Annotated in this window: 29 protein-coding genes; 8 read left to right on the forward strand and 21 right to left on the reverse strand. The window is 41.4% G+C overall.

Annotation, left to right across the window (positions count from 1 at the left end; genetic code table 11):
- Positions 1-84 precede the first annotated feature (84 nt).
- Positions 85-540, forward strand: a complete 456-nt coding sequence (locus tag DEO27_RS24430; protein WP_112574955.1) for a carboxypeptidase-like regulatory domain-containing protein — start codon at positions 85-87, stop codon at positions 538-540.
- A 74-nt stretch (positions 541-614) separates the two neighbouring features.
- A complete protein-coding gene (locus tag DEO27_RS24435) occupies positions 615-974 on the forward strand; it encodes a hypothetical protein (protein ID WP_112574956.1) in 360 nt (119 codons plus the stop codon).
- A gap of 198 nt (positions 975-1,172) precedes the next feature.
- Here the strand turns inward: DEO27_RS24435 and DEO27_RS24440 are convergent, their stop codons facing one another.
- From DEO27_RS24440 to DEO27_RS24495, 12 genes are all read right to left on the reverse strand, one after another.
- On the reverse strand, positions 1,173-2,153 hold the full coding sequence (locus DEO27_RS24440) for a hypothetical protein (protein WP_112574957.1): 981 nt from the start codon (positions 2,151-2,153) through the stop codon (positions 1,173-1,175).
- 111 nt (positions 2,154-2,264) lie between these two features.
- Complete coding sequence (locus tag DEO27_RS24445; RefSeq protein WP_146750117.1) at positions 2,265-2,669, reverse strand: hypothetical protein; 405 nt, start codon at positions 2,667-2,669, stop codon at positions 2,265-2,267.
- A gap of 338 nt (positions 2,670-3,007) precedes the next feature.
- Positions 3,008-3,436, reverse strand: coding sequence for a VOC family protein (locus tag DEO27_RS24450; RefSeq protein ID WP_112574959.1), 429 nt, complete (start codon positions 3,434-3,436; stop codon positions 3,008-3,010).
- 67 nt (positions 3,437-3,503) lie between these two features.
- A complete protein-coding gene (locus DEO27_RS24455; RefSeq protein ID WP_112574960.1) occupies positions 3,504-4,004 on the reverse strand; it encodes an SRPBCC domain-containing protein in 501 nt (166 codons plus the stop codon).
- On the reverse strand, positions 4,001-4,321 hold the full coding sequence (locus DEO27_RS24460) for an ArsR/SmtB family transcription factor (protein ID WP_112574961.1): 321 nt from the start codon (positions 4,319-4,321) through the stop codon (positions 4,001-4,003). The genes DEO27_RS24455 and DEO27_RS24460 overlap by 4 nt, the downstream gene beginning before the upstream one ends.
- Positions 4,322-4,535: 214 nt before the next feature.
- Positions 4,536-6,521: a toll/interleukin-1 receptor domain-containing protein gene (locus DEO27_RS24465; RefSeq protein WP_112568523.1), complete on the reverse strand. Its 1,986-nt coding sequence runs from the start codon at positions 6,519-6,521 to the stop codon at positions 4,536-4,538.
- Positions 6,522-6,765: 244 nt separating this feature from the next.
- On the reverse strand, positions 6,766-7,689 hold the full coding sequence (locus DEO27_RS24470; protein WP_112568521.1) for a helix-turn-helix domain-containing protein: 924 nt from the start codon (positions 7,687-7,689) through the stop codon (positions 6,766-6,768).
- Positions 7,690-7,705: 16 nt separating this feature from the next.
- Positions 7,706-8,632, reverse strand: a complete 927-nt coding sequence (locus tag DEO27_RS24475) for an NAD(P)H-binding protein (RefSeq protein WP_112568519.1) — start codon at positions 8,630-8,632, stop codon at positions 7,706-7,708.
- Between the two features lie 6 nt (positions 8,633-8,638).
- On the reverse strand, positions 8,639-9,529 hold the full coding sequence (locus tag DEO27_RS24480) for an SDR family oxidoreductase (protein WP_112568517.1): 891 nt from the start codon (positions 9,527-9,529) through the stop codon (positions 8,639-8,641).
- A gap of 206 nt (positions 9,530-9,735) precedes the next feature.
- Positions 9,736-9,984 carry an FUSC family protein gene (locus DEO27_RS24485; RefSeq protein WP_112568515.1) on the reverse strand — a complete coding sequence of 83 codons (249 nt, stop codon included), beginning with the start codon at positions 9,982-9,984 and terminating at the stop codon, positions 9,736-9,738.
- A 58-nt stretch (positions 9,985-10,042) separates the two neighbouring features.
- Complete coding sequence (locus DEO27_RS24490; protein WP_112568513.1) at positions 10,043-10,972, reverse strand: hypothetical protein; 930 nt, start codon at positions 10,970-10,972, stop codon at positions 10,043-10,045.
- Positions 10,973-11,021: 49 nt separating this feature from the next.
- Positions 11,022-11,900 carry an alpha/beta fold hydrolase gene (locus tag DEO27_RS24495; RefSeq protein ID WP_112568511.1) on the reverse strand — a complete coding sequence of 293 codons (879 nt, stop codon included), beginning with the start codon at positions 11,898-11,900 and terminating at the stop codon, positions 11,022-11,024.
- A gap of 292 nt (positions 11,901-12,192) precedes the next feature.
- Here DEO27_RS24495 and DEO27_RS24500 point away from each other — a divergent pair, with 292 nt between their 5' ends.
- Positions 12,193-12,933, forward strand: a complete 741-nt coding sequence (locus DEO27_RS24500; protein ID WP_112568509.1) for a hypothetical protein — start codon at positions 12,193-12,195, stop codon at positions 12,931-12,933.
- 114 nt (positions 12,934-13,047) lie between these two features.
- On the opposite strand, the gene DEO27_RS24505 is transcribed toward DEO27_RS24500, so the two are convergent.
- Positions 13,048-13,944: a glycosyltransferase family 8 protein gene (locus tag DEO27_RS24505; protein ID WP_112568507.1), complete on the reverse strand. Its 897-nt coding sequence runs from the start codon at positions 13,942-13,944 to the stop codon at positions 13,048-13,050.
- A 209-nt stretch (positions 13,945-14,153) separates the two neighbouring features.
- Between DEO27_RS24505 and map the strand changes: the two genes are divergently transcribed.
- The 4 genes from map (at position 14,154) to DEO27_RS24525 (ending at position 20,749) form a co-directional block, all read left to right on the forward strand.
- Positions 14,154-14,918, forward strand: coding sequence for a type I methionyl aminopeptidase (gene map, locus DEO27_RS24510; protein ID WP_112568505.1), 765 nt, complete (start codon positions 14,154-14,156; stop codon positions 14,916-14,918).
- A gap of 187 nt (positions 14,919-15,105) precedes the next feature.
- Complete coding sequence (locus tag DEO27_RS24515) at positions 15,106-15,507, forward strand: hypothetical protein (protein ID WP_146749980.1); 402 nt, start codon at positions 15,106-15,108, stop codon at positions 15,505-15,507.
- A gap of 136 nt (positions 15,508-15,643) precedes the next feature.
- On the forward strand, positions 15,644-19,315 hold the full coding sequence (locus DEO27_RS24520) for an ABC transporter permease (protein WP_112568501.1): 3,672 nt from the start codon (positions 15,644-15,646) through the stop codon (positions 19,313-19,315).
- Positions 19,316-19,420: 105 nt separating this feature from the next.
- The gene (locus tag DEO27_RS24525) at positions 19,421-20,749 is read left to right on the forward strand and encodes a hypothetical protein (RefSeq protein ID WP_112568499.1); all 1,329 of its coding nucleotides are present in this window, start codon (positions 19,421-19,423) and stop codon (positions 20,747-20,749) included.
- An 8-nt stretch (positions 20,750-20,757) separates the two neighbouring features.
- On the opposite strand, the gene DEO27_RS24530 is transcribed toward DEO27_RS24525, so the two are convergent.
- Positions 20,758-20,880, reverse strand: coding sequence for a zinc-binding dehydrogenase (locus tag DEO27_RS24530; RefSeq protein ID WP_223818040.1), 123 nt, complete (start codon positions 20,878-20,880; stop codon positions 20,758-20,760).
- A 44-nt stretch (positions 20,881-20,924) separates the two neighbouring features.
- On the opposite strand from DEO27_RS24530, the gene DEO27_RS24535 reads away from it, so the two are divergent.
- Positions 20,925-21,365 (forward strand): cupin domain-containing protein, encoded by a 441-nt coding sequence (locus DEO27_RS24535; RefSeq protein ID WP_112568494.1) that lies wholly within the window; start codon positions 20,925-20,927, stop codon positions 21,363-21,365.
- 12 nt (positions 21,366-21,377) lie between these two features.
- Here DEO27_RS24535 and DEO27_RS24540 read toward each other — a convergent pair whose 3' ends face one another.
- The 7 genes from DEO27_RS24540 to DEO27_RS24570 form a co-directional block, all read right to left on the reverse strand.
- The gene (locus DEO27_RS24540) at positions 21,378-22,220 is read right to left on the reverse strand and encodes an SDR family NAD(P)-dependent oxidoreductase (RefSeq protein WP_112568492.1); all 843 of its coding nucleotides are present in this window, start codon (positions 22,218-22,220) and stop codon (positions 21,378-21,380) included.
- Positions 22,221-22,293: 73 nt separating this feature from the next.
- Positions 22,294-23,043, reverse strand: coding sequence for an MBL fold metallo-hydrolase (locus DEO27_RS24545; RefSeq protein WP_112568490.1), 750 nt, complete (start codon positions 23,041-23,043; stop codon positions 22,294-22,296).
- The gene (locus DEO27_RS24550; RefSeq protein WP_112568488.1) at positions 23,040-24,116 is read right to left on the reverse strand and encodes an NAD(P)H-dependent flavin oxidoreductase; all 1,077 of its coding nucleotides are present in this window, start codon (positions 24,114-24,116) and stop codon (positions 23,040-23,042) included. Before DEO27_RS24550 ends, DEO27_RS24545 begins: the two co-directional genes overlap by 4 nt.
- 99 nt (positions 24,117-24,215) lie before the next feature.
- Positions 24,216-24,593, reverse strand: a complete 378-nt coding sequence (locus DEO27_RS24555; protein WP_112568486.1) for a nuclear transport factor 2 family protein — start codon at positions 24,591-24,593, stop codon at positions 24,216-24,218.
- 71 nt (positions 24,594-24,664) lie between these two features.
- Positions 24,665-25,399: an SDR family NAD(P)-dependent oxidoreductase gene (locus DEO27_RS24560; protein WP_112568484.1), complete on the reverse strand. Its 735-nt coding sequence runs from the start codon at positions 25,397-25,399 to the stop codon at positions 24,665-24,667.
- Positions 25,400-25,403: 4 nt separating this feature from the next.
- The gene (locus DEO27_RS24565; protein ID WP_112568482.1) at positions 25,404-25,622 is read right to left on the reverse strand and encodes a tautomerase family protein; all 219 of its coding nucleotides are present in this window, start codon (positions 25,620-25,622) and stop codon (positions 25,404-25,406) included.
- Between the two features lie 29 nt (positions 25,623-25,651).
- Positions 25,652-26,185 (reverse strand): YceI family protein, encoded by a 534-nt coding sequence (locus tag DEO27_RS24570; RefSeq protein ID WP_112568480.1) that lies wholly within the window; start codon positions 26,183-26,185, stop codon positions 25,652-25,654.
- Between the last annotated feature and the right edge of the window lie 75 nt (positions 26,186-26,260).

A 26,260-nucleotide genomic window follows, 5' to 3' on the forward strand; every position in this document is an offset into this window, starting at 1 on the left:
TTCAGATATTTTTAGTGGAAATTGAGAGTTTCGGCTAATTGAGTCATGCTCACTAATATTTAGTCATCCAATAATGACAACAATTTGGAGAAATTACTAACCATTTTTATTTTCCTGAGTTTTTCAACATCCAGTCTTTATTCTCAGAATAAAACAATTAAAGGACGGCTAATTGATGATGATTTGGAAACTTTACCATACGTATCAATCTTGATTAATGACACAGTTAAGGTTGGCAAAACAGATTTAAATGGTTTTTTCCATATAGATATTCCTATTTCCGTGGAAAAAATAACATTTAGCACTGTTGGAATAGAGCCCGCAACTATAAAGCTTGCGGATAAATGCAATGAAGTAGAGGTTGTAATGATGCTAAGCAGTACTTATGATTTTATAACTCTAAAGCGGATAGATAAACTTCGAATGAAAAGATTTAAGAAAGTATCGGAATTACATAAAAGGGCATTCGAGAAAGGAATATTTAAAACGGATAAATCTTGTTATATACAAGAGTTTATGCCTTATTATAAAAGAAAATAAAAAGTGATGACAGGCATAATAGTTTAGTGTAACGGGCCATTAACCACATCAAATCCAAACTAACTACTTAAATTATGAGACGAGTTAAAATAACGGTAAGCAATAATACAGGTAAGGTGTTAAGGTTGAAGCCAGAAATGTCAAAGCCCTTGCATGGAAAATTTGCTATTGATCCTCCATTGACAATTGAGGAATCGGGAAGTTGGACTTGTACTTCCCAGTCCAACGGAGGTCCTGGCCCGAAAGGAACTATAACCTATGAAACCGATGGAGGAAAAATCGAGATTGAGTTTTATTATAACCATCCAATAGGCAACGCTCTCAGTACCTACTATATTACCGGCGCTCCTTCTGGTGTAATAGAATATACGATAAGAGGTGATTTGAAGGCTCTCGATCAGGATATTTCTATTGAGTTGCACCCGATAACATAAAATCTCATGGCTGGACCATTCAATATGAAGAGGCCGGGAATTAAGGCAAAAACCCAAAATGGAATTGTAATAATCACAACTACAGACGGCAACAAAAATTGATAGCTATTTTCAATCTTTTTTTTTAAAGCCAATCCTTTATAAGTAAAAAGCCGCTTTTCGTTCGATAGTAAAAAGCGGCTTTCTGTTTCCAACATACTATTTCCTCCGAAACAGCCTGCTGAAAAAACCTTTCTTATCATTAGAAAATCCCCCGGCATTTTCGTCTTGTTTTAAACCTGTTTGCTGTGAATTATTTCCAGGGGGCTGAAACTGGAAAGGCCTTTCATTGAAAGCCTTATATCTGTAACTCTGTTGAGCAACTTCAAACCCACGTTCAACAGGTAGCGTTCCAATCTTTTTTTGAAATGAGCCATCAAACAAATCAAATTGTACCTGATATTCAAGACCCGATAAATTTTCTGACATCGTGTTTTCCATATCAGCCAAATTTTCCGCAGAATCATCAAATATGGTACCTAAAACCTTCAGCCAATTATCATCAATTTTCATAAAGTAGAATTCAAAAAAATTCGCCTTTTCTACCAATAGTTCATTTTTTGCGATTACGATCCGATAAGCTGGATTTTTGCCAAACTCTATATCAAAAGACATCCAAATCGCGGGCAACGTGAAGTTGACAATATCACCCACGATACCTCCCTTAACTCCGGCCTTGCGGGAGTAAAAATTCCTGGTGAAGGGGTGGAAATGCCAGCCTGAATAATCGGCAGATATTTTTTTTAAAACATCCATGTGCGCAGAGTGATGACCATCATTCTCGTATATTTTCTGCCCGTTTTTAACAACAAACCCATTTGACGAACATTTACCGCCAAAACAGTCAACATTTATAAATGCGATTTCTGTATCGGCAAAACTTTTCGAAAGCTCGATGCTGTAATCTCTTAATTGATTCTCCACTTTATAAATCTTATCCGCCTCGTTGTTGAAATTCTCTTCGGTAAACCGGGTAAATGGAATTTCTCTCAGATTATCGTTCGTTTGGCAAACAACCCCATGAAATGGCGTGAAAAATTCATGCACATATTGATATCTTAAATTCTTGGTAAGGGCCTCTATTAAGGCGTCACGATTATTTTCAATTTTAGCAATTAGGTTGTAGGTGATATAGCTCATAAAATAATTTCTTCAGGAAAAACTCAACCCGATTAAGTTACACTATTTGCCAGTTTATTATTACACATTTCTATAAATGATAATCCCTGTCATACAAGCATCCCGCAGGGGTTAATCGACTTTTGTGTTTTTACGTTGCTCATATAAGGCCTTGTTTAAAGCTTCTCTCTTTTTATCCCAAATCCTCATCAGGTTTAACATTTGCTTGTCGGTAAGTTCCTGAGACCAAACCAAGGTCTTGATTCCGTATATCATTACCGCAGCAGCTTTTCCTGCTTCTATAAAATGCCTGAATTCATTTCCGTTTTGCAGCAAAACGGTTCCAACAACATAATTAAACTTTTCAAGTTTAACTTTTATGCCATAATCATGATGCGTTGCACCTGTCATATCACCAATATCTTCAATGCCATTTTCTTTGGTAACAATGCGCTGGGTTGTTAATAAACTGTAGTTGTCTGTATCGATAATGGTTGAACAAATGATCAACTCATCTTCTTCCAGATCTAATTGCATTTCGGGGCTGAGTTGTACAAATTTCGAATTGCTTTCATAAAACCTTGCCCATTTAAAGTGATCATTAGGTTTAAAAAGACACCTTTTAATCTCGTAAATAACAAAAGCGTGTGTTACCTGGTCCGATCTTATTATTTGATTACTATTAGCGTCCATATAAATATTTGTAAAGCTAAATAATCAATAATTCATCTTATATCCTATTCCTATTACCGCAAACCAGTAAACCATAGTAAGCATGAATTTTTAGAGCAGAAGCCTAAATCCCGAATGCGTAAAAAGCCGCTCAACTTTCGTTAGGCGGCTTTTTACGTGGGACAATTTAGAAATTTTACCCCTTATAAACTTGGATCAAATTCTACAATCCATTCAATACCATACTTATCCCTGAACATTCCTGCATAGGTCCCCCATGGGCTGTCGCCAATCGGGCCTTCAACCTCTCCTCCTGCCGATAGTCCGTTAAATATTTTGTCGGCCTCTTCACGGCTTTCAGTGCTGGCATATATTTTAGACCGGTTTTCATTTTCGCTTACCCGTCCTATAAATTCAGGAACATCGTTGGCTATTAGCACATTGTTTTTACCGATAGGCAATCCAATGTACATGATCTTATTTTCTTCACTTTCTGCCACCTGAAACTCGGCGCTTGCCAAATCTTTGAAACGGATGATCTTGGTGAACTCTCCGCCAAAAACTGATTTGTAAAAATTGAATGCTTCCTGGGCATTGCCATTGAAGTTGATCCAGGGATTAATTGCTCTCATAATTTTAGTTTTTAAATTGTATGTTCTTCTGTTTATCTATTTGGTTATTAGTACAAACGGTGATTTTTTATGATTTTCGCGATAAGGTTATAAGCAGGTCGTCCAGATTTGCTAACATCAAAGTAAATCCTTTGCTGAAACCATCCGTCAACCTTTCCATTCGTTCAAGCGATTCATTATAAATGGAAATATTCACTTTGGTTATGCCATTTTGCTCGCTGAAGTTGTAGTCCCATTCAGAGCCCGGTAATTCAGGATTTTCGTCTTTATCGGCAAAAGAGTTATATAGTTTAAAATTGGTTTTGGGTGTGATAGAAGTATATTTTTGAAGCAGCCAGCGCTCTTGTCCATCGGGGCTTATCATGGCATAAAACCTTCGGCCACCAACTTCAAAATTCATGTATTTGGTTTTACAGCGCATAGGTGCCGGTGCCGCCCATTGATCCAGTATTTCCTGCTTGGTAAAGGCATCCCATACCAACGGGAGCTCCGCATCAAATTCCCGGGTTATATAAACAGTTTGCGCTGCTTTGTCAACAGTAAAATCAAATAGCAAATCGTTGTTCATTTTTTTTGTTTTTTAATTGTTGATAATACTTTATCCAGTTGATTAAATTGAGTTTCCCAGCTTTGCCTGAATTGAGCTAACCAATTATCAAATTCCTGCATTTTCTTGGCGTTGAAATGGTAATAAATTTCCCTGCCAGAATGTTCGGGTTTAATTAAATCGCATTCGTACAATACCTTAATATGTTTCGATACCGCTTGCCGGCTCATGTCAAATTTTTCGGCCATTGCATTCGGCGTTAATGCCTGAATAGCAATTAAAGTTAAAATAGCCCTCCGTGTTGGGTCGGCTATGGCCTGGAATATATCCTGTTTCATGTCAAAAAGCGCAACTCAAAAGTTGCATATACGAATATATATGCAACTTTTGAGTTGCGCAAATTTATTTGCAATTATTTTTGTTAGTACTTGCAAGGGGCTTTAATAGCTATCGTGGATGCGCGAGCGTTAAAAGACCAGTTCATTCAAACAGAAGCTTGATTATATATAGCCTATCAACCAGCTTCATGAAATAGAAATAAAAAGGGGTAAGTTAGTTTGACAGGATATATTTAAAAAACTCTCCCCTACTTTTTGCCCGGGTTTCCAAGATTTCATCGACGGGTAAATAATTATTCGGAACGTTTGGGTTGATTTTGATATCAAGCACGTAGAAACAACCTGATTGGGTCAAAATAAGGATGTAATCTCCCGCAACCAAAAAAGAAAACCCATTCTCAGGAAGAGTAACTACGTAGCTCTGTGTTGAAAAAGGGTCGGACCTTTCAAGATCCTTGAGGTATTCAACAATCAGATTTGGACCATTTTTAACAACCATTACATTCTTTTCCGGAATGAAAGCTCTATCCTCAACATAACTGTCTTGTGAAACTTTAATACCATTCCTTTCACGGTTTTCAGTTAGACTATAGCGGCAAATTTTTTGGTTAAAAAAAAGAAGCAAAAGAGTGTCTCCGTCATCGGTATATCGAACTATATCGTTAAAATCCGTAAAGTCATAGTTTGGAAAAAGCACCTTACCAATTGAAATCATATTCTTTCCGATATATTGAAACTTTTCCGTGAGAGCATATATCACAATCCTAACTTCCTTATTACTAATATCCTTATCATTCGCAGCTAATTCAACAGCCAAAAAATAGTTACTGTCAGAATAAAACATTTTTGTGTTTTCGATCTTGTCTTCATTACTCAATCCTAAAGGCACGGTAATCAAGTCTAAACTTTTTCCATTGTACTCTGTAATTTTAATAGTGTTATCTATTGGCTTGCCGAAATTACCCTGCTCATGTATGATCCTGCCATTTAATAAATTAGCCCCGGATAAATAAACAGGAGGATCAAAATTAATTTTACTTGTGCCAACTGTATTTGAAAGGGCATGAACTATATGTTTAATGACCTGCTTACCATTAAAAACAAGAATAATGCTGTCCTTTATAATATTGGGATATCCTTCTATCTTTTGTTTAACAACATCGCTTTGCCGAGGATTTGTAATATCGTGCTGTTTTATTGAACCATCAAGATAATAGATCAAATTTTGTTTACGACTCAGCAATTTATTAGGAATATCGAGATAATGCAGGTCAGTACCATACACAAAAGGGTACTTCAGAAACAACTGAATCAGGTTATTTTCCGATGAAGACGTAGGATTCAATTTTATTGCTTTTAATGCAGTATCCAAAGCAAAATATTTGTTTGAAAAATTGTTCGATAAGTTAATCAGGTAGTTAGATTTTGCAATTAATCCCGACTTTTCCGCCTCGTGCCGGGCCGAATCAGCTAAATGTTGTGCAAAATCTTTATCTCGTAGTGCAATCCCCCTGGCACTATCAGCTTCTTTCCTTAGAGAATCCGCCTCGCTCTTCGATAAATCTGCTACCCGTTTTGCACGTAATGCCTTAGCCATTGTAACAGTCGCCTTCTCTTTGTCATCTATTGCTCTCTTCGCTTCCAATGTTTTGATATATGAATAATAACCGGCTATAGCAGATATAATTATAATTCCTGCTAAAATGGCCAATGTGATATTTCTTAACCTTACGCTTTTCTTTGTAAATTTCAACGCGTTTTTAATTCTTTCAAGGACTGCTGGCGCTGGTATTCCATCGCTTAGATTTTGGATTGAGTCATCTATAAGAGCCAAGCCGGCTATTTGTTTATACCATATTGCTTTGCCGTTTATAGCCCCATCAATTGTGATCGGAATCAGCGGGAGATTTTTATTGTTCTCAAGAAACAATTTGATTTCGTCTGCGATTGGTACTGAGTTTTGAGCGCCTCCACTGCCAATGAGTACAAATGAAGTTGACCTTTTCACAGCATATCGTATACTAAGTGGTAATTTTTCGCCTGGGGCTGAGCTCGATAGTTGATCTATATAACACTCATAGCCTAAAGCCAGAAAATGCTGAGCAACTGCATAAGCATAATTTAACCCGTCGAGCCTCGAATAGGAAACAAAAATGTCGTACCCGAAAATTATCTTTTTTATAAAAGTTAGTATTGACATAACATTCGATTTATCAAGCGCAAAGGATAACTCGTTTGATAACCGAAATTGTCATAATCACAGAGAGAAAACGGAAAATAACAATATTATAAAACCTTTGGGTTTTCGTTTTATAACACGGAACATAAACATGAAATTAAAACTTGCGACAAGGCAAATAAATATACCAGTAAATAACTATATATCAAATAATTAAATACAATAAATTTCAGAAAGAAAACTACATTGCCGCTGCCATTTACCCTCAATTAAAAGAATGTCGAAACTCCAATGGCGACAGGTTTGTTTTGGTTTTAAACAGCTTACTGAAGGATTGTAGGTGCTCAAAACCCAGTTGGTAAGCAATCTCACTTACAGTAAGGTTTGTTGTGGATAGTTTTTCCTTAGCCAGATCAATCAGTTTATTGTGCAGGTGTTGCTGAGTATTTTGCCCGGTTAAAGATTTAAGCAGACCGCTCAGGTATCCGGGCGAAATGTTCAGGCTTTCGGCAATATAGGTAACACTTGGCAGTCCTTTCCTGGCAAGCTCGCCGCTGCTAAAGTAACCGGCAAGCAGATTTTCCAGCTTGGCCAATATTTCATGGTTAGCGATTTTTCGGGTGATAAACTGCCGCTGGTAAAACCGCTCTGAATAGGCCAGCAGCAATTCAAGCTGGGCAATGATCACACTCTGGCTAAAGCGGTCGATATTGGCATTATACTCCTGCTCGATATTTTGCGTGATGATATTGAGCATCGCTTCCTCTTTATCGGACAGGTAAAGCGCCTCATAAACCGAATAACCAAAAAACTCATGTTGTTTGATGCTTTTTGCAAGCGGCGTATTCCATAAAAAATCCGGGTGAATGAGCAGCATCCATCCCTCTGGGTGGTGCATTTCACGGCCTTTCTCTATTTCTACACCAAACACCTGGCCGGGCGACATGAAGAACAGTACGCCTTCATCAAAATCACTGGCTTGTTGTCCGTATTTGAACTTGATATTCTTCACCCTTTTCATCGAGATGGAATAAAAATCATAGATCAGGCTAAAGGAACCCTCTGCCAATGGGCGGGTCAGGTTCTCCATGCGCACAAGACTAATCTGCGGATGTGCGGGCGCAGGCAGGCCCGCAGCCCGGTGATATTCCGTGATTGAATGGAACCGATATAAAGGTTGATTATTCATATCTTCTTAAAGATCGTTATTTCTGCTGATAAACCACCGCAAATTCCTTCGCGAAGTCTGCGAGTTTTACCTTACCCATCTTCGGTTTGGCTTTATGAAAATTTTCGAGCGTTTTGCCGCTGTGCATTGCTGCCCCCATTTCAATAAGCGTTTCCGCCAATTTCTCGGGCACTTTAGCCATCTTCAATCCCTGCAACATTTCTTTGTCTGAAAGCCGCACCCATTTTAGCCAGGATTTCCCTACCGCAATGCCGATGATCCGGGCAGCTTCGTTACAGGTCATTTCTTCGCTGCCTACATACCTGACCGTTTTTTCCTGTGGCAGCAACAGCAGTTCTTCTGCAACGGCATCGGCAATATCTTTTGGCGATACGAAAACAATACGGTCATCCCCGCCATAGTTGCCCATTAACAGGCCTGTTTTGCCGCTTAGCAATCCCCAAAGGCCCGAATAACGCAGGGTGAGGAATTTGCCGATAAAACCTTTGCCCCGAATAAGGTCGATAGACTGGTAAAAATTAGTGTAGAAAGCAGCAGGCCGCATGATGGTAACAGATGCGTTTAGCCCGTCAAACAAATGCTCAACATTTTCGGCTTTAACCAAATCTGCCGCCCAGCCGCTTAATAACACAACCCGTTTTACCCCTGCCGACTGAAGGGCGGTAGCATAATTTTGTGCAATCCGGTGCATATAGCCGCCAAGGTCGGGTTCAGTAAAGCTCAGCGGGATCATGGCATAAACTGCATCGGCTCCTTTAAAGGTATCGGCAAGGAAGCTACCATCCGACATGGAGCCGATGGCGGCTGTTGCTCCTAAATTTTCAATAGCCGTTTGCTTAGCCGGATCGCTGCTTACTACCGTTACGTTATGCCATCCGGCAACTAAAACCTGCGTTAGCGGTAAGCTGATATTACCTAACGAACCAGTCACAATAATTTTCATGGCTTGTTATTTGGTATAAACACCGTTTGTAATATCCTCGAGCAAAGTACTATGGGTTGGCTTCCAGTTCAAAGTTTGCTGGGTCCATTCGCTTGATGCCGGGCAATCAATGGCCGCCATATGCGCAAACCAACCAAAATGTTCGGCAGCGGCTTCCGGAGAGATGGAAACTACCGGCAAGTTCAACTCCCGGCCTATAGCTTCGGCTATTGTTTTGACCGGGATTGCTTCTTCGGCCGAGGCATGATAACGGGCTGCAGGCGCAGCGTTTTCTAACGCAAGGCGGAAAAGACTAACCGCATCCAGCCGATGTACCGCGTTCCATCGGTTAGCGCCCTCTCCAATATAAGCCGAAACACCTTTTTCGCGGGCAATATTCACGAGTATGGGAATAAAACCGTGTTTATCTTCATTGCCATGTACCGATGGCGACAGGCGAACGGCTGCAGCACGAACACCTTTCGTGGCTACAGCATCTGCTGTTTGTTCGGAAGCGCGCGGCCAACCCGGACTAACCGGTGGAATAATATCTTCAGTGGCTATTTTTCCAGGGCTCACCAATGCCGTACCCGAAGCAACAATGAACGGACGGTTAGAACCGGCCAGTACATCGCCTATGGTTTCAATGGCAGTTTTATCTATTTGGCAGATTTCCTGTAAACGCGTAAAATCGTGAACAAATCCGGCATGAATTACGCCGTCAGCAGCGGCAGCGCCGCTGCGCAGGCTTTCCAAATCTTCCAGATCGCCCCGGTGAACTTCGGCACCTGCCGCGATCAACTTTTGGGCCGATGCATCCGAACGTGCCAATCCCAATACCTGGTGACCGGCACCGATTAACTCCTGCACAATGGCAGTTCCGATGAAGCCTGTGGCTCCTGTAACAAATACTTTCATTTTGTATCTTTTTGTTGATACAAAGATGGGGCGATATCAATTGCTGGATTTATCCAAATCTGCGTTTGATTTAGTCGAAATGAACATTGTTAAAAGGGTAGTCTCTACGAGGCAAAAGGCAATCTTAATTTTTCTACAAACAGGTAGCGCCTAACGGCGCATTGAAAGATGTGTATGTAGTGTGCTTTATTAGCGGGCTGGTGCGCCTATTTTAAACCTTTTTCTTTTACCAGTTTTTCTACTTCCTTATTTCTCAACTTATTTTTAGTTGCTATCGGTAAATAGACGAGCGGAAGAAAAGTCAGGAAACCAAAACCGTTCCTAACAGTACTGTAAACGGCAACCCCAATTAAAAAACCGATGATTGCTGCATCTAAAATATTGCCCGATTTAATTTTTTTTGCCTCTTGTAATAATTCTTCGCTTGTTAGTTGTGATAAGTCTTTTTGTTCCATTGATGTGATATCTATACCTCTAAAATGGGTGGCATTATAGCAATACCCTATAAATAGTTTACTGTTTCCAAAATTGCCACCATTTACCGTTAGCAGCAGTTGTTTGAACATTCGTTTCTATCAACTTCTGTCCGACTGGCATTACTTCATCCGGGGGACTTTCAAGCAAAGAAAAATGTTTTACGATCTCTAAATACAGCTTCATTTCAATCGGCTGAAGTACATATTGCGATTCGTCAAGCCTTGTTAGCTCAAGGGATGGGTGCCGCATGAATTGCTCTCGGTCGACTTTTAATATTTCGCTACCCACCTTCAGGATAACCCAATCCGACTTTTGAAGTAACAGTCTATATTCCGGTAATATAACTTGAACCGTTTGCACTCCTTCCGGAAAACTTCCGTCTATAAGGGTTGGCACTTCCAACCCTTCTACCGTATGTTCAATAAACTGTATGTTTTTAATCTCATCTATAACACGGTCGGCAAACTGCTCTTCATTGGGCTGATCCTGCGAAATTTTATCAAGAACATAATTTCCGAAATAAAATGGCCGAACACAGCCCGGCAACTTGACCTCATCGCTTTCTTGTAAAAGAAATTTCAGCGAGTCAGCACCATTTAACCGAGATGAATGCGCCCAACGAGCGTCGTATCGGGCTTCAAATTCATCTAATGAAAGCTCATCATCAAATTCGGGGGAAATAGTTGCATTATTGATTTCGGCGATCGCCAAGGCAAGTTTAGCTGCCAGCATATAATCAGCTGCACTTGCACAAATATTCAATTCTACATCATATACTTCATCATTAACGGTGAGTGCCACGCCGCGCGACGACTCGTTATGTAAATAGAACTTGCTATAGCCAACGACAATAGCAGCAGCCTCAACTTTTCTGCTTATGCAAACATCATCACGAACGAAACGATTCTTGAGCAGTTGCCCATATGTAACGTTCTGATTTTTGTTTACGATGATGTGATAACTCATATCGCCTAAGTTAGCGCTAAATAATATCACATTGCCTATTAAAAGCGGCTTACTTCAAAAACCCATTCAAATAACCCAATATCGTGTTCGTCTGCATCATCAGACTCACGTGCCCTTGCGCCGGAACAATAGCCAAATGCGATTTTGGCATCGGGCCCATATCGGCAATAACACCGCCGCCCAATAATTTATATGTTTTTGCCAGCTCAACTTTATCAAGCCCGTCATTGTCGCCGGCTATGATCAAAACAGGGGCTGTAATTTTAGCAATATTGTCATCGCCAAAATCAAATGGTTCCGCGGCGAAAACGATCATCTGTTCTATGAACTTTGTCCATTTGGTTTTATCGGGCGCCACAGCGTCATACGCGGTTTTCATAGGGGTGTTTGTAAAAAATTCCGGCTTCCATGATTTAAAAGCGGCGGTTACTTCGGGGAGCCAGCCATTGCTCTTATAGGTAGACGAAATGATCACTAATTTTTTTAAGCGTTTAGGGCTTTGGATAGCAAACTTATAGGCGATAGAACCGCCCATGCTATAACCAACCACATCGGCACTGTCAATTTTCAAATGATCCATTACACCTTCCACATCGCTTGCCATAGCAGCATGTGATAATTTTCGTTCTGAAAATTGCGTATGCCCGTGCCCCTGCATTTCAATGGCAATTACTTTCCTCGTTTTAGAAAGCTCGGGAATTAACTGGCTCCAGTTACCTTCAATAGTCATAAAAGCGCCATGCAATAAAATTACCGGCTTGCCTGTACCATAAACCTCGTAATAAACCTTAATGCCATTAACTGGTGCGTAGCCGCTTTCAGCAGGTTTGCTCTGTTGCCCTTTTGACCGAAGTACAGTGGTAAAAAGAAGCACAGCAATTATTGATGCAGACCGAAGGATATTAGATCCTTTAAGTACTCTTTTCATAAGACGTTTTTTAATTGTTTCGATTTGATTGACAATACAAATATCTATGGCATTTCAGTATTTTGTCCTGTGTAAAAACGACAAGTTAAGGGGGAAATCGCGACAAGATGTTGACGTTCTCTTTCTCTGCCGACATTGTTTATCAACAAATAACTCCCCCCTATTTAATATTACAAGATAAAAAACAATCAGTAAATAAATCCCCCCTTATAGTTAATAACTGTAGCCTTTAGTTTGAACAACAACAAAAAGAGTCAATTAAAATGCTTTTATTTGCGTTTTAATTAAATTCATGAAAAACCTTAACCTTATCTATGCCTTTTTACTTTTTTCGGCATTTGTATCATGTAAAAAAGACAGTAACCAGGAAACTACTCCAAACAAGCCCGCTCTTCCAGCAACAACAGCCATCAGAGACTCGGTTTCTTATACTATTGACGGTAAAACATATTCGGCCGGTGGTGTAAACATTAATTCATCTTCGGCCGGTGGCCAGGATGCAAACCGGAAGCTTATTTATCCTGATAATACCAATAAACACGTGTATTCCCTTGTTGGCGCTCCGGACTCTGTAATGTATTATCAAAAAAATTCAATAGCTACCAGCGACGTGCATATCCAGGTGTTCTTTTTAAAAAAATATATCCGGAACAAAGCAGGCACTACCTGGATGCCGGGGCTAAGTGATGTGCTTAAATTATTCACTACCGGCAAACACCCCTTAGCAGAAGACTTTGAATGGAAAAATTCACAGAATGGTATTGCCATCAATGTATCAACCAATAACGAAGACTATTTATCTTATAATGCTTATAATGGACTGAATACGGTTGAACTTCCTCCCGGGTTCCAAAAAAACTCCACATTCGAAATCACAAGCTTTACCAAATCAGCATTTGAAGATGGCGGTCATTACAACCTGGAGGCAAAATTTACCGCACTTGTATTTGATGCTGCCGGTCACCAGAAAAAATTGGACAATGGTTACCTACGCCTTCATTTTGATCTTTCATACAGCACACGTGCTAATTGATAGCAATTAAATCAGGTATCTAATAACCTCATAAAGGAGGATAAAAAAGCCACTCTGAAAATCCAGAGCGGCTTTTTGACGTTTATAGACTGATAAAAGAAGCACTCAACCCTCTTACTTTGAGGTTGGGGTTTTGAGTTTATGTTTGATCAATCTTCCGTATGAGCGCCGGATATTCCATGCCCTTACCAGGTCGCCATACGTTGTTCTTCTGTATTTAGAAGCCCAAAATCTCGTTAAATACTTTTCCCATTCTGCATAGCCTTGATGTAAGGCAAAAGCAAATAAATCCCAGGGCTTGGGCGAACCCACGAAATGAAATATCATCTGCTCGGCTAAATCCGGTCTTTCGAAATTCGCATACCAGGCACAATTAAACCTGCGGGGAAGGGTTTTAAATTTATTGCTGAATAAGGCGTTTAAAATTGTCTGATCTACCGCAAGCAGTTCTGAGGGGAATTTATTTCCAACATCCAAACAAGCCTGTTTAATATTATCACGCCTCCAAACATCAAGGTTCATCAACAATACACCCGAGTTGAAATATGGCGACTCGGGTGATAAATTAAACTCCCTGATCAGGAACTTATGCTCTATCGCATATTCAACAGTGCCTGTTGCCACGGCGGCGATAGCCGAATTTTCTATATCAAAATCTTCTAAATCGGTGACATCCAAATCAACAACCAAATCGGCATCAAGATATAATACTGTCTTCTCGGTGGTTAAAATTTCGGGGAGCAGCAATCTGCCATAAGGTGTCCAGTCGCCATGTAATGACCGGAGTTGTCCGAAATGTTTTATGGGATCAAAATCAATAAAATGCCAGCTTCCGGAATAGTTGGCTTCTTTTAATAAATGGCTGATGTTTGATTTATCAGCATCGCTCAAGTCGGCACACAAAAACCAGATATTTAAGGATTTTGCGCGGAAACAATTTTGAGCGAGGGAGTTCAAAGTTACACCCAAACCAATGAGTGCAAGCTTGTTAACACAAAAGGCTACATTCATAAAGCAAAGCTACCGCTTTACGAACACAACGTATAGTTGTTGGAAAAATCGTAGCATATTACCCGCAATTGAACGGTTTTTCACAGATAATCCATGAAAAAACCATGAACCATTACTCAGTTTTTTTGATGTGCTGCTTATAAACTGACACTGGGTAAATGGAGCCATGTATATTAATTGTTAATTTTGCAGCAGATAAAAATTAAAAGATGTCGATAAGTACCGAAGACGAAAGAAACGGCATGCAGCAGGCAAGTGACGCCGTAGCCATTACGCTCAAGAAAATGCGTGATTACGCTAAACCGGGTATATCTACCAAAGAGCTTGATGAATATGGCGGCGAATTACTCACGCAACTGGGCGCAAAGTCGGCCCCTTTGCTTACTTATAAGTTTCCCGGCTATACTTGCATAAGCGTTAATGATGAGGTTGCGCATGGTGTACCCTCGGCAGATCAGATTCTTAAAGAAGGCGATTTAATAAATATCGACGTATCGGCAGAACTAAATGGCTACTGGGCCGATAACGGCGGTTCTTTCATCCTCGGAGAGGATATTCACGGCCATGGCAAACTGGTAGAGGCATCTAAAGAGATCTTAAAAAAAGCCATCAGCAATATTAAAGGCGGTGTCCGGATCTCGGAAATTGGTAAGTTGATTGAAACTGAAGCAAAAAAAGCTGGCTATACGGTAATAAAAAACCTGACAGGTCATGGTGTTGGCCGCAGCCTGCATGAAGAACCACACGAGATTGCCAACTTTTGCGACAGGTATAATACCACACGTTTTAAAAAAAATTCGGTAGTGGCGATAGAGACATTCATTTCTACAAAATCAACCATCGCCGATACACAAGCCGATGGCTGGACACTAAAAGGAAATAAAGGCGGTTTTGTTGCACAGCACGAGCACACCATTATGGTAACCGGTGGCGCACCGGTAATATTTACTTCACAGAATGGCATTTGGGATTAATTCTGTCAAGTACGCACGCTGAAGTAATCAAACAGAACGACGAGGTTTCTGAAAATCATATACAAGCCTTTGGATGTTTATCCAAAGGCTTTATTTTTAATGAGTGAAAAATCTTATCCTAATTATTTTCTCATTAGCGTGTTCTATGCTCATATTGGGTTGCCAGTCTGACCCATATGCTGGCGACATGACCACAGAACAACCTAAAAGGGAAGATATTGTAGGCGTTTATCAATTTAAAGAGCAAACAATTTCCGAAATCCCGATAGACAAACGCGGAGTAAAAGCAACAATCACGCTAAAACCAGACGGTACGTACCAGGCCCAGGACATACCCAATGTTTTTGGTGCCGCCGCCGCCGAAAATCATAAATACATTTCTGCCAAAGGAACATGGAAAATTGAAACAATTGGCTCAGTTGATACCGGGTTGGGACATCCCAAACCAAACTGGGGAATTACCTTAACATCTATTGATGAAAGTTTAACAAACATTGGTTTTACAGGCAGCGAAGCACCTTACGGATTGATAGTTACTTTTGACGACCCTGATTTAGGCATGGTAATGCTTTTTAAAAAAATACGCTAAATATCCGGATTATCATTGTCCCAAACAGGCGTTACTCTATTCTGCTTTAGTATATCATCCATTTTAATTAATTCGTTAACATTTTATCTATTAGTATTTTACTAATTTGGAGTGATGATTTATTGAATTAACCAATTTGAAACCGTATACATTCCATATTTCCCTTTATGATGCTGCGTTTTTTGGGATGCTCTTTATCGGCTTCAACTTTATCTTGCTTTTATGGTTCGCCGGGAAAGCAAACAGGTCGGCAAACCGCTTTTTGGCTATGGCATTGGCCACTGCCGTTTTGTGGATAGCGCGGATACTTGCAATTGACATCCAACTGTCGGCCTATATCCCTTCCTGGAATCGGCTGCCGCTGCAATTTTCATTGGCCATAGGCCCGCTCCTGTTTTTTTATGTACTCAAAGTAACCCGGCCCGAATATAAATTCAGGCGTAAGGATCTGCTGCATTTTAGTCCGTTGCTCCTTGAGGTAAGTGTCCAGATCTCCACAATTATAGAAAGTATAAAAACAGGTGCTCCTACTTATAATACAGTAATATTTCAACGGGTAAATCCAACATTCCAGGTATTGGCATTTATCTCGGTGATTGTCTATTTATACCTGTGCCGAACGCTAATCGAAAATTTCTATCAGCGGCAAAAATTTAACGGAGGCGACCGGTACCGGCACGAATTACGGTGGATAAATAATCTACTATTGGCTTTCGGCCTGTTATGGGTCCTGTGGATCCCATTTGTAGCGGTTGATTATTATTATTACAATCAGCTATTAGGCGCTCAGGCTTACTATCCCCTGTACCTGCTCTTAATGCTGATGATCATCTGGATGGCAGCACGGACTTTTTTAAAGCCCGAAATTACGGCCCTGCCAATTACTGCCCCCGTTTTAAAACCATTACTACCGGAGGATCTGAGGCAAAAAGGGATCTGGCTAAAAAAGGTGATTAAAGAAAATCTGTATTATCAGGATTCAGAATTGAGTCTAAGTTCTCTTGCCGAAAAACTTGGCTTAACTACCCATGAGCTATCCCGGATCTTTAATACCGTACTTAAAAAAAGCTTTAATGATTTTATCAATGAATATCGCGTACAATCGGCCATCCGCAAAATGCAGGATGCCGCTTATGACCATATCACTCTGTTGGGAATTGCCTATGAATCCGGGTTTAATTCACAAAGTTCCTTTAACCGTATTTTTAAACAAATAACGGGCAAAAGCCCTGTAGAGTTTAAAAATGAGCTTAAAAAAGAGTTGCCATCTTATAATTTGAGAAGTGGGGCACAGGCTGCGCCGGTAATTTTAAATCATGAAACCACCAGTAAATGGTTTCATGACAAATTTAACCGCAACTTTATGTTTAAGAATTATTTTAAAATCGCATGGCGTAATTTAACCCGGAATAAAAGCTACGCCGTCATTAACATCACCGGTCTGGCTGTGGGTATTACCGTCTGTATGGTGATTTTTATCATTATACAATTTCAAACAAGCTTTGATAATTTTCACTCCAAAAAAGACCGCATCTTTCGCGTCTTAACTGAATACCATCATGCCGAAACGGGCAATATTACTTATGGCAAAGACGTCCCCTTCCCTTTTCCATTGGGATTAAAAACCGCCTTCCCGCAAGTAGAACAGGTAGCCCCAATTTTTGCAAGTCAAAACGACCAGTTGATCATCCCCGACGAAAATGGGGCTACCGTAAAAATGTTCAAGGAACAAAGGGGACTGTTTTATACCAATCCCTCATTCTTTAAAATATTCGACTTTCCGCTGCTTGCCGGTTCGTATACTTCGTTAAAAGATCCGGACAATGTATTGCTTACCAAAGAAGTTGCCGAAAAATATTTTGGCGACTGGAAATCCGCGATGGGCAAAACCATTAAACTGGAAATGGGCGGCTTTATGTTTGAGCACGGCACAGATGTGTTAAGAGTTTCGGGAATCCTGGCAAACATCCCGGCAAACTCCGACTTTCAACTGAAACTTGTTGTTAGCTTTGGCACAGGATTTACCGGCGATTATTTAGCAAAATCTACCGATTGGAACAGAACGATAGCCGATTTTGGCTGCTACATCTTATTGCCTCAAAACCTTTCTGCCGGTAATTTTAACCGGCAGCTAAGCGCCTTCTCACAAAAGGTAAAATCTGCCGATAATAAAGACAGCCATACCATACAGGCATTAAACGCAGTACATTATGATACCCAGGTAGGCAATTACAGCAACAAAACAATCAGCCATGAACTACTTAATGTATTGTGGCTTATCGCCGCGTTCATCCTGTTAATTGCCTGTGTAAATTTCATTAACCTCTCCACGGCGCAGGCTGTTAACCGGGCAAAAGAAGTTGGCGTAAGGAAAGTGTTGGGAAGTAATAAATCTCAATTACAACTCCAGTTCATCGTCGAAACATTTTTGATAGTGGCAAGCGCTGTGCTATTCGCAATTATCATTACTGTGCTTGCGCTACCCTACGTCGGGGCGCTTTTGGAACTATCGCTGTCGTTCAACATATTCAGTAATCCGGCAATTGTTGTATTTCTCTTGGTTGTAACGGTTGCGGTAACGGCGTTGGCTGGTTTTTATCCCTCCATCGTTTTATCGCGTTTCAACCCTGTTAATGCTTTAAAAAGCAAACTTTCAACAGACCCGGCAAATGGGATTTCGCTAAGAAGAGGATTGGTAGTATTTCAATTCATCATTGCGCAGGCGCTCATTATCGGAACGCTCATCATTGTAAAGCAGATGAATTACTTTATGGATCAGCCCTTAGGCTTCGATAAAGAGGCCATTATCAATGTTCCTTTCCGGGTAGATAGTCTCCGCCTAAGCAAAATGGAATATTTAAAGAACCAGCTCACATCAATAAACGAAGTAAGATCGGTTAGCTTCAGTTCCAATACACCCATTGAAAATGGCAACGATACCTGGAGCGCTGTCAAATACGATCACGCACAAAAAGAAACAGACTTTAAGGCCATTACCAAATTTGCCGACCAGGATTATGTCCCTGCTTATAAACTACAATTGATAGCCGGACGAAACCTGAAACCATCCGCTATGACGAGGGAGTTTTTAGTCAACGAGTCGCTGCTGAAAAGCTTAGGCATAAAAAAGCCTGAAGATATCCTAAATAAAGAAATAAGCATCTGGGGCGGCCTGATCGAATGCCCGGTTGTGGGTGTATTGAAAGATTTTAACGACCGATCCTTCCGCCAGGAACTGGCACCACTGCTTATTACTACGGACAACGTAATGTACAACCAGGCCGGGATCAAGCTGTCGACTACAAACATGCCGGCCACACTGGAAGCCATTAAGAAGGTATGGGAGCAAACATTTCCCGATTTTGTTTATGAGTACAAATTCCTTGATGATAAAATCGCGGGCTTTTACAAACAGGAAAACCAATTGGCACAATTGTATAAAATCTTCGCGGCTATCGCGATATTTTTGAGCTGCCTTGGCTTATATGGCTTAGCCTCGTTTATGGCCGTACAACGGATAAAAGAAGTTGGTATTCGTAAAGTGCTCGGCGCTACCTCGGGCAGTATCGTTTATCTTTTTTCAAAAGAGTTTATCATACTCATAGCCATTGCCTTTGCTATTGCCACGCCTATTGCCTGGTATTACATGCACCAATGGCTGCAGGATTATGTTTACCGCATTAAAATCAGCTGGTGGTTATTTGCCGCAGGCGGATTTGCCGCGACAGTTATAGCGCTGGCCACCATAAGCTTCCAGGCTATAAAAGCAGCAAAAGCAAACCCGGTGAAGAGTTTACGGAGTGAATGATTAGGCGTACTAAAAATATAAATACATTGTTTAAACATCTGTCCCCGGTAAGTTATCAGGCTTATTTTTTAATTTTAAGGGCTTATAACTTCCGGGGACTACAAAATGACGCTTAAAGCTACCTATACCTTATTTTTCTTTTTAGTATTTATTTCAGGCACCTCTCGCTGCTTTGCGCAATCGGTATTTGATAAAGACTCTTTGATAGTCAGAGGGAAAGTCGTTTATATCACGCCATCTAAAAACACCTACAGCATAAGCACCAACAAGGCGTTTCTACATTCAGGAGAAGAAAACAAAACACTAACAAACGATGCGGCGTATATCAATGGCGATTTTATTAACCGCGGAGAATTTGCACGCAAATATATCAAAGCAATTTCGCGCCAACGGTCCATAGCGCTCGCCCGCAACCCGGATATGACACTATTGCTCCAGTTTAATACCGCCGGCCGTGTAGACGATGTGAAGTTTATAATTGCAAAAAACACCAGCCTTACCCCCGAAGATTTGATGGTAATAGACTCGATGATCAAATCATCTGTACAGATTAAATTGCCTACAAGTGTTAAACATGCCCATAAAATTGAGCCATACACCTATCTGTTTAATTTTTTGCGGATGGCTGCTTACAAAACAGAATGGGTAGAAGGGATAGAAGAAGATACACTTCATACCGACTGGGTTAATAACGATATCAAATTAATTAACCAGGTTGTCGCATTAGATAAAAGTAATCCCCAGGCCATTGTCGATTTCTTCGCCCCACCGGTAGATAGTCGTCCCCGGCAAGATACTTTGGGTTTCGGATGGACGTATATTTATACGGGTAAGGCAGCTGGGTATATTTCGGTAACCCTCGAATATTATACACACAACGGCGAGGTTGTTAGTTATGCCCTTTCCTCGCAACCTTCCAACAGAAAAACGCTGACGAATAAATATGATTCCTTACTTCGTAAAGCGCTGCCTGTTGATTCTGCTGGCCGTTTATATTACAAATTCGGTGAAGATCGCATTTTCGCTTCCCTAAGCGATATTGCACATTCTGCTTATAAAAACCAAGCCATTCCGCTTCAAATGCTGCAATATATGTCGCCCTTATCCGGTACTTTGTATGGTCATTATGGGGGGCTGCCGATAAGTCTTACCTCAAACCGGACGATGTTTAACGAAATCATCAAAAGATTGTCGCCCGATCAGATTGTAACTTTAATGTACAGTATCAATCCTACCTCAAGATTAACCGCAATTGAATATTATTACCGTCATCCGGAACGCTTCAAAAACCATAAAACCATCGATAAATGGATAAAGACGGTTTACGCCGAAAAGCCAAAGATTGAGACTATACAAGGGTGCATCATTTCAGACCTAAACGCTGAAAGCGCGGTAAACGGCTTCGCAAAGTGGCATGATCCTTTGGATGATTGAGCGAAGTCTCAGGCCAGCACAACAATCTTACCGTTGGCCGCATTGCTATCCATCAGGCGGCAAGCCTCAGCGATATCTTCCAGGTTAAATACCTTACCGATACGAATTTGTGGCTTGCATTTACATTGCAAATTACATAGCTTTATTACCACACCAATCGTAAACCCAACCACGCATGTTTCCTCATTTTAAAGAACGCATCAGCTTTGGCAGCCTTGAAATCAATTTTTTACTTGATGGCGATGATACCGATGGCTCGCTTGTACAATTTGAGCTTGTTGTTCCGCCTGGCGTAAAGGTACCGGCACCTCATTTTCACGTTGAAGTAGATGAAACCCTATACATACTGGAAGGCACGCTTACACAATTAGTTGGTACAGAAACCCTGGAGCTACATCCCGGCGATCATTGTTTTATAAAGCGAGGCACCATTCATGGTTTTAATAACCTGCATGAATCCACAGCAAGGGCGCTCTGTACCCTTTCTCCCGCATCTATCGGCCCTGCTTATTTTCGTGAAATTGCAGAGGTGATCAATGCCGGAGGCCCGCCAGATATGCAAAAGGTAGTTGTCATTATGAAAAAGCATGGCCTTGAGCCGGTTAAACCGGCATAAGTTTAAACCAAATCACGACTTAAAATCGGCCGATATGGTAAACTCTTTCCATTTTTCCAATTCCGCGGTCATTATTCTGAGCTTTTCAGAGGCACGTTTATAGGCATCCTCTCCAAGATAAAGATGCAGCGGCGGTTCGTCCATATCTATTAAACTCATGATTATTTCCGAAGCCTTTTCTGGGTCACCGGGTTGTTTACCATCAGCGGCAAGGTAACGTTGCTGGGCATTTTTAACGGCCTGGTATCCTTCTATATTACTTTCTGTAAAAGCCAACGAGCCTGTAGTCAAAAACCCCGTACGGAAACCCGAAGGTTCAACCACAGTTACCTTAATCCCAAACTCCTTAACGTCAAGCGCCAACACTTCCGAAAACGCGGCAATAGCAGCTTTGGTAGCCGAGTAAACCGACCAGCCAGGCGCGCCAACAAAACCGGCAACTGAACCAATATTGATAACATAACCGGAGCCTTGCCCCCGCATAACAGGAAGCACAGCCTTAGTTACATCAATAGCAGCCAGCACGTTTACATTAAATATATCACGGATCTTTTGTCCTTCAATTTCTTCAACCGTACCGGCCATGCCATAACCGGCATTATTTACCAGTACATCAATCTGCCCAAATGCTTTAAGTGTTTCACGGATGGACTCTTCAATACAATCCGGGTTGCTTAAATCAACAGCCAATGGCAAGAACCTGTCTGTATCTATTAAACCAACCGCTTGTTTTAAGGTTTGCGCGTTGCGTGATGTGGCTGCTACACGGTGGCCGTTATCCAATAATTTCTTCACCAAGGTAAGTCCCAATCCCTGGGACGCCCCGGTTACATACCATACTTTTGTTGAGTTCATGGTTGAAACGTTTTAGGCATGAGCCATTCAGTCCGCATTTTTTAGCAGCCCATAAACTCACGCAGGTAATTATTTATAAACTTGTTTTTATGCCAGGCGCAAGAATCTTAAGCTGCCCGCCAATACCAAGCGCGTTGAATGACTGCTGCAGCATTTCCCCGGTTTCGGTATAATGCGACCAGCCCTCAAAATGCACCGGTATAATAGTGGCATCAGGAAAAGCAAACGCGGTGTCTATAGCGTCGTTGGTGCCCATGGTTACATTAAATGGCCCTCGCGGTTTGGCTGCACCTGCAAAAATGAACACATATTGAGGCTTAAATTTCTCCGCTACTTCTTTTATGCCATCATAAAAAACGGTGTCGCCTGTAAAATAGATCTGGAACCCTGCAACAGTTACAATAAAACCCGTTACATCTCCGGTTAGCTTTTCACTTCCTGCGGGGCCATGCCTTGCAGGCGTGCCGGTAATCACTACGTTATCGTTTAAAGAGATACTTTCCCATGGGGCCAGGCCAATGGTATTACCACCTAATCTTTCCGCCCCAATTTTTGTGGTTAATGTTTTAGATACCTGTTTCAGCAACTCCCTGCCCGCGTTGTCCAAATTATCGCCGTGCTGGTCGTGGCTTAGCAAAACTACATCAATCTTACCAATATCAGTAGTCGCCGGGCCTTCTGTTTTGTGATATGCGGGTTTATCATTGATCATGAATTGCTCGCCGACCGGGTCAAGCGTGGGGTCGGTCATGAACCGTAAGCCGCCAATTTCTAAAATAACGGTCGGGCCACCAATGTAGGTTACATTAACTTCGTTTTTCATGGGTTCATAATTTTGGTTGTATCTGCTATGATGGATTGCATCAGCTCTGCGGCTTTGGTATGTTTTAATACAGGCGCAATCTGTCCGCCCCAAAACAAAACCATATCTAACTTTTGTTGCTCAAGAGCCGCTTTGCGTAATGGCGACATAAAGGTTGTTTGCAATGGGAAAGGCAAAAAACCGGCTTCTTTTCCTATCAGGTCTTTAGCTACCCGGCTGGTGATCCCCCGGCCAAGCCTTCCTGTAAATGCCCGTGACAGTGTAGTATATTTTGCCGCGTCAGAAAAAAGCATTTGTCGGTGAACAGGAAGCGCACCCGATTCATCACAGGCTAAAAAGGCTGTACCTATTTGCACTGCATCAGCACCCAGTATCAGGGCCCCTGCTACTCCCCTGCCATTAGCTATACCTCCGGCAGCGATAACAGGCGTTTTAACTTTTTCCTTTATCAACTGAAGCAACACAAAAGTACCGGTAGTTGACGCTTCTGCCTGTGCAAGGAATGATGGCCTGTGACCACCCGCTTCAAAGCCCGAAGCTATGATCATATCTACACCACTTGCCTCCAATGCAATAGCTTCATCTAAGGTAGTAGCCGCGCCTACTGTAACTATGCCCAGTCTGCGGCATTGTTCCATCACATCGGCAGGTAGTGTACCAAACATAAAGCTGAATACCTTCGGGCGCAGGTCGAGGATAACTTGTAATTGATTTTCAAACCGCAATTTAAAAGGTGCAGGCTTAGGAGGGAGTGGAATCCCGGCCTCATCAAAATAAGGTTTAAACAACTGTGCCGCATGTTCAAACTGCTCATCTGTTGCCTCGCCGTTTGGCGCATCGGTTTCCGAAACCCAGATATTGATATTGTAAGGTTTGTTGGTCGCCGCCCTGATCCGCCTGTCTATCTCGACAATTTCTGAGCCGCTAAGGGTATAAGCCCCGTAGCCGCCTAACCCTCCCGCGTTTGATACGGTTGATACCAACTCGACCGAGGATAAATTACCGCCAAAAGGCCCCTGCATAATCGGGTAATCAATACCCAGTATTTCTGTTGCTTTTGTGTTATACCACATGGCTTTAATATTATTTTGTTAAGTCGATAGTACTAAGTCGCAAGTCATGAGTCTGATTTTCCCTTTTTACTTGGAACTTACAACTTTAGACCAAAGAGATTAATTAGTATCGCTGATCATTTTATTTACGATGAGCCATTTACCGTTAAGTTTATGGAACGATAGAAACTCATGGTAGTTGAAATCGTACATTTTTACCTGTACTTCGGCAACCGCGATTGAATTTACCGCCTTAACAGAAATAATTTTCCCTTCAAATGGTTTGCCCGAATCCTTAGGACTTACCCTGTTTTTTACACCATCGAGGTAAACATCCAATGTTTTAGCGTAAGGCTCGCCTTTTACATCGCCAAAAAGCAAGGTACCGGCATTCATTACCTGGTTTAACAAATCCAAATTACCTTCGTAAATCCCTTTGAAGTAATAATTTTCAAGCGCCTGTTCAATGGCTGCTTTAGCTTGATTATTAGTTTCCATTTTGATGATAAATTAAAGCATTATGCCTGCCATTTAGCGAGGCATAATGCGGTTACTATAAATTTTTACACTTAATTTAAATTACGGCCTGCTGCTGTGCCGCCATCAACATTGATAATAGCCCCGGTAATAAAATTGCTTTTAGCAACCGAGTAAGCCATTTGAGCTATGTCTTCCACTTCACCAACGCGGTTAAGCAAGTGCAGGCCTGCAGTTTGATCTGCATTATCGCCGTGCATTGGCGTACGAATGGTACCGGGAGCAATTGTATTTACCCTGATGTTGTCTTTGCCAAACTCACCGGCCAGTTGTATGGTAAGCGCGTGTACCGCTCCTTTTGAAGCCATTTGCGCTGTAATAGGAACTCCGCTAAGCGCATGGTTAACCAATGGCGTGCCAATATTGATCACTACCCCATCGTGCTGTTTAATCATTTGCGGGATCACGGCCTGGGTGGTAAAATAGGTGCCTTTAAGATTGGTATCTAAAAAACGGTCAAGGTATGCTTCGTCAACCTCAAGGAATGGCCTGGTTTCAAAGATACCGGCGTTGTTCACTAAAACATCTACACTTCCAAATTTATCAATAGCTATTTGGGCCAGCTTTTCGCCTGTTGCCTTATCGCTTACGTTTCCGGCAACTGCGGCAAGGTTATCGCCTGCGCCAAGTTCCTGGTAAACTGCTTCCAGCTTATCGGCAGTTGTTGAGTTAATAACTACATTATCGCCCTTTTCTAAAAAATAACGGGCTATTTCTTTACCTATACCAGATGATGCACCGGTAACTATTATGGTTTGCTTTTTCATTGTCTTACTTTTTATCGGCAGTAATGCCTTTTTCTCTTAATACCGATACCTGTTCGCCGGCATAACCCCAATCATCCAGTTCAACTTCGTTGATCACCACATGGGTTAAGTGCGGATCTTTATTCAGGGTATTGGTTATTAAATCGGTTACACCCTTTATCAGGGTTTGTTTCTGCTCGCGGGTAACACCTTCGCGGGTCAGTTCAATTTTTACGTATGGCATAGCTTTGGTTTTTAAGCTAAAGCTGTTGATTAAACAGCTTTAGCGGTTATGTTTACATTCAGGTCAAAATCATTATAGATCAGGGTATCGCCCAGGTCTTTAAAAAAGTTTCCGGAACGGAACCTCATGCCGTATTTGGTACGGTCAACTACAACCTTACCTGTTGCGCTTACAATGTCAGCGGTGGTGGTAACCTGTGCGTCAAAACTTACAGGATGAGTAATACCTTTTATAGTCAGGTTACCGATGATACGATAAGTATCATTGCTTTCTTTGCTGATAGCTGTAATTACAAACTGAGCTTCAGGGTAATTGTCAGAATTGAAGAAGTCGTCAGAAGCGAGGTGACCTGCAAACTGGGCGTTGGTAGCCGGATCAGTTACGTCAAGTATTTTGATAGAAGTGGTGTCGATAGTGAATTTACCGTCGGCTAATTGTCCATCGGCAAAATTTAAAGAGCCTTCTTTTATAGCGATGGTACCATTGTGTGCGCCTGTAACCTTCCGACCAACCCAGTCGATGTTACTTTTTGCGCTGATGATTTCAAATTTTTGAGTTTCCATTTTGTTTTGTCTTTAATGACAATACAAAGTTGGGGGCAAATAGCCTGGAAACTGTGTGACCTACATCACAATTGA

The sequence above is a fragment of the Mucilaginibacter rubeus genome, from assembly GCF_003286415.2.
Lineage (GTDB): Bacteria > Bacteroidota > Bacteroidia > Sphingobacteriales > Sphingobacteriaceae > Mucilaginibacter > Mucilaginibacter rubeus_A.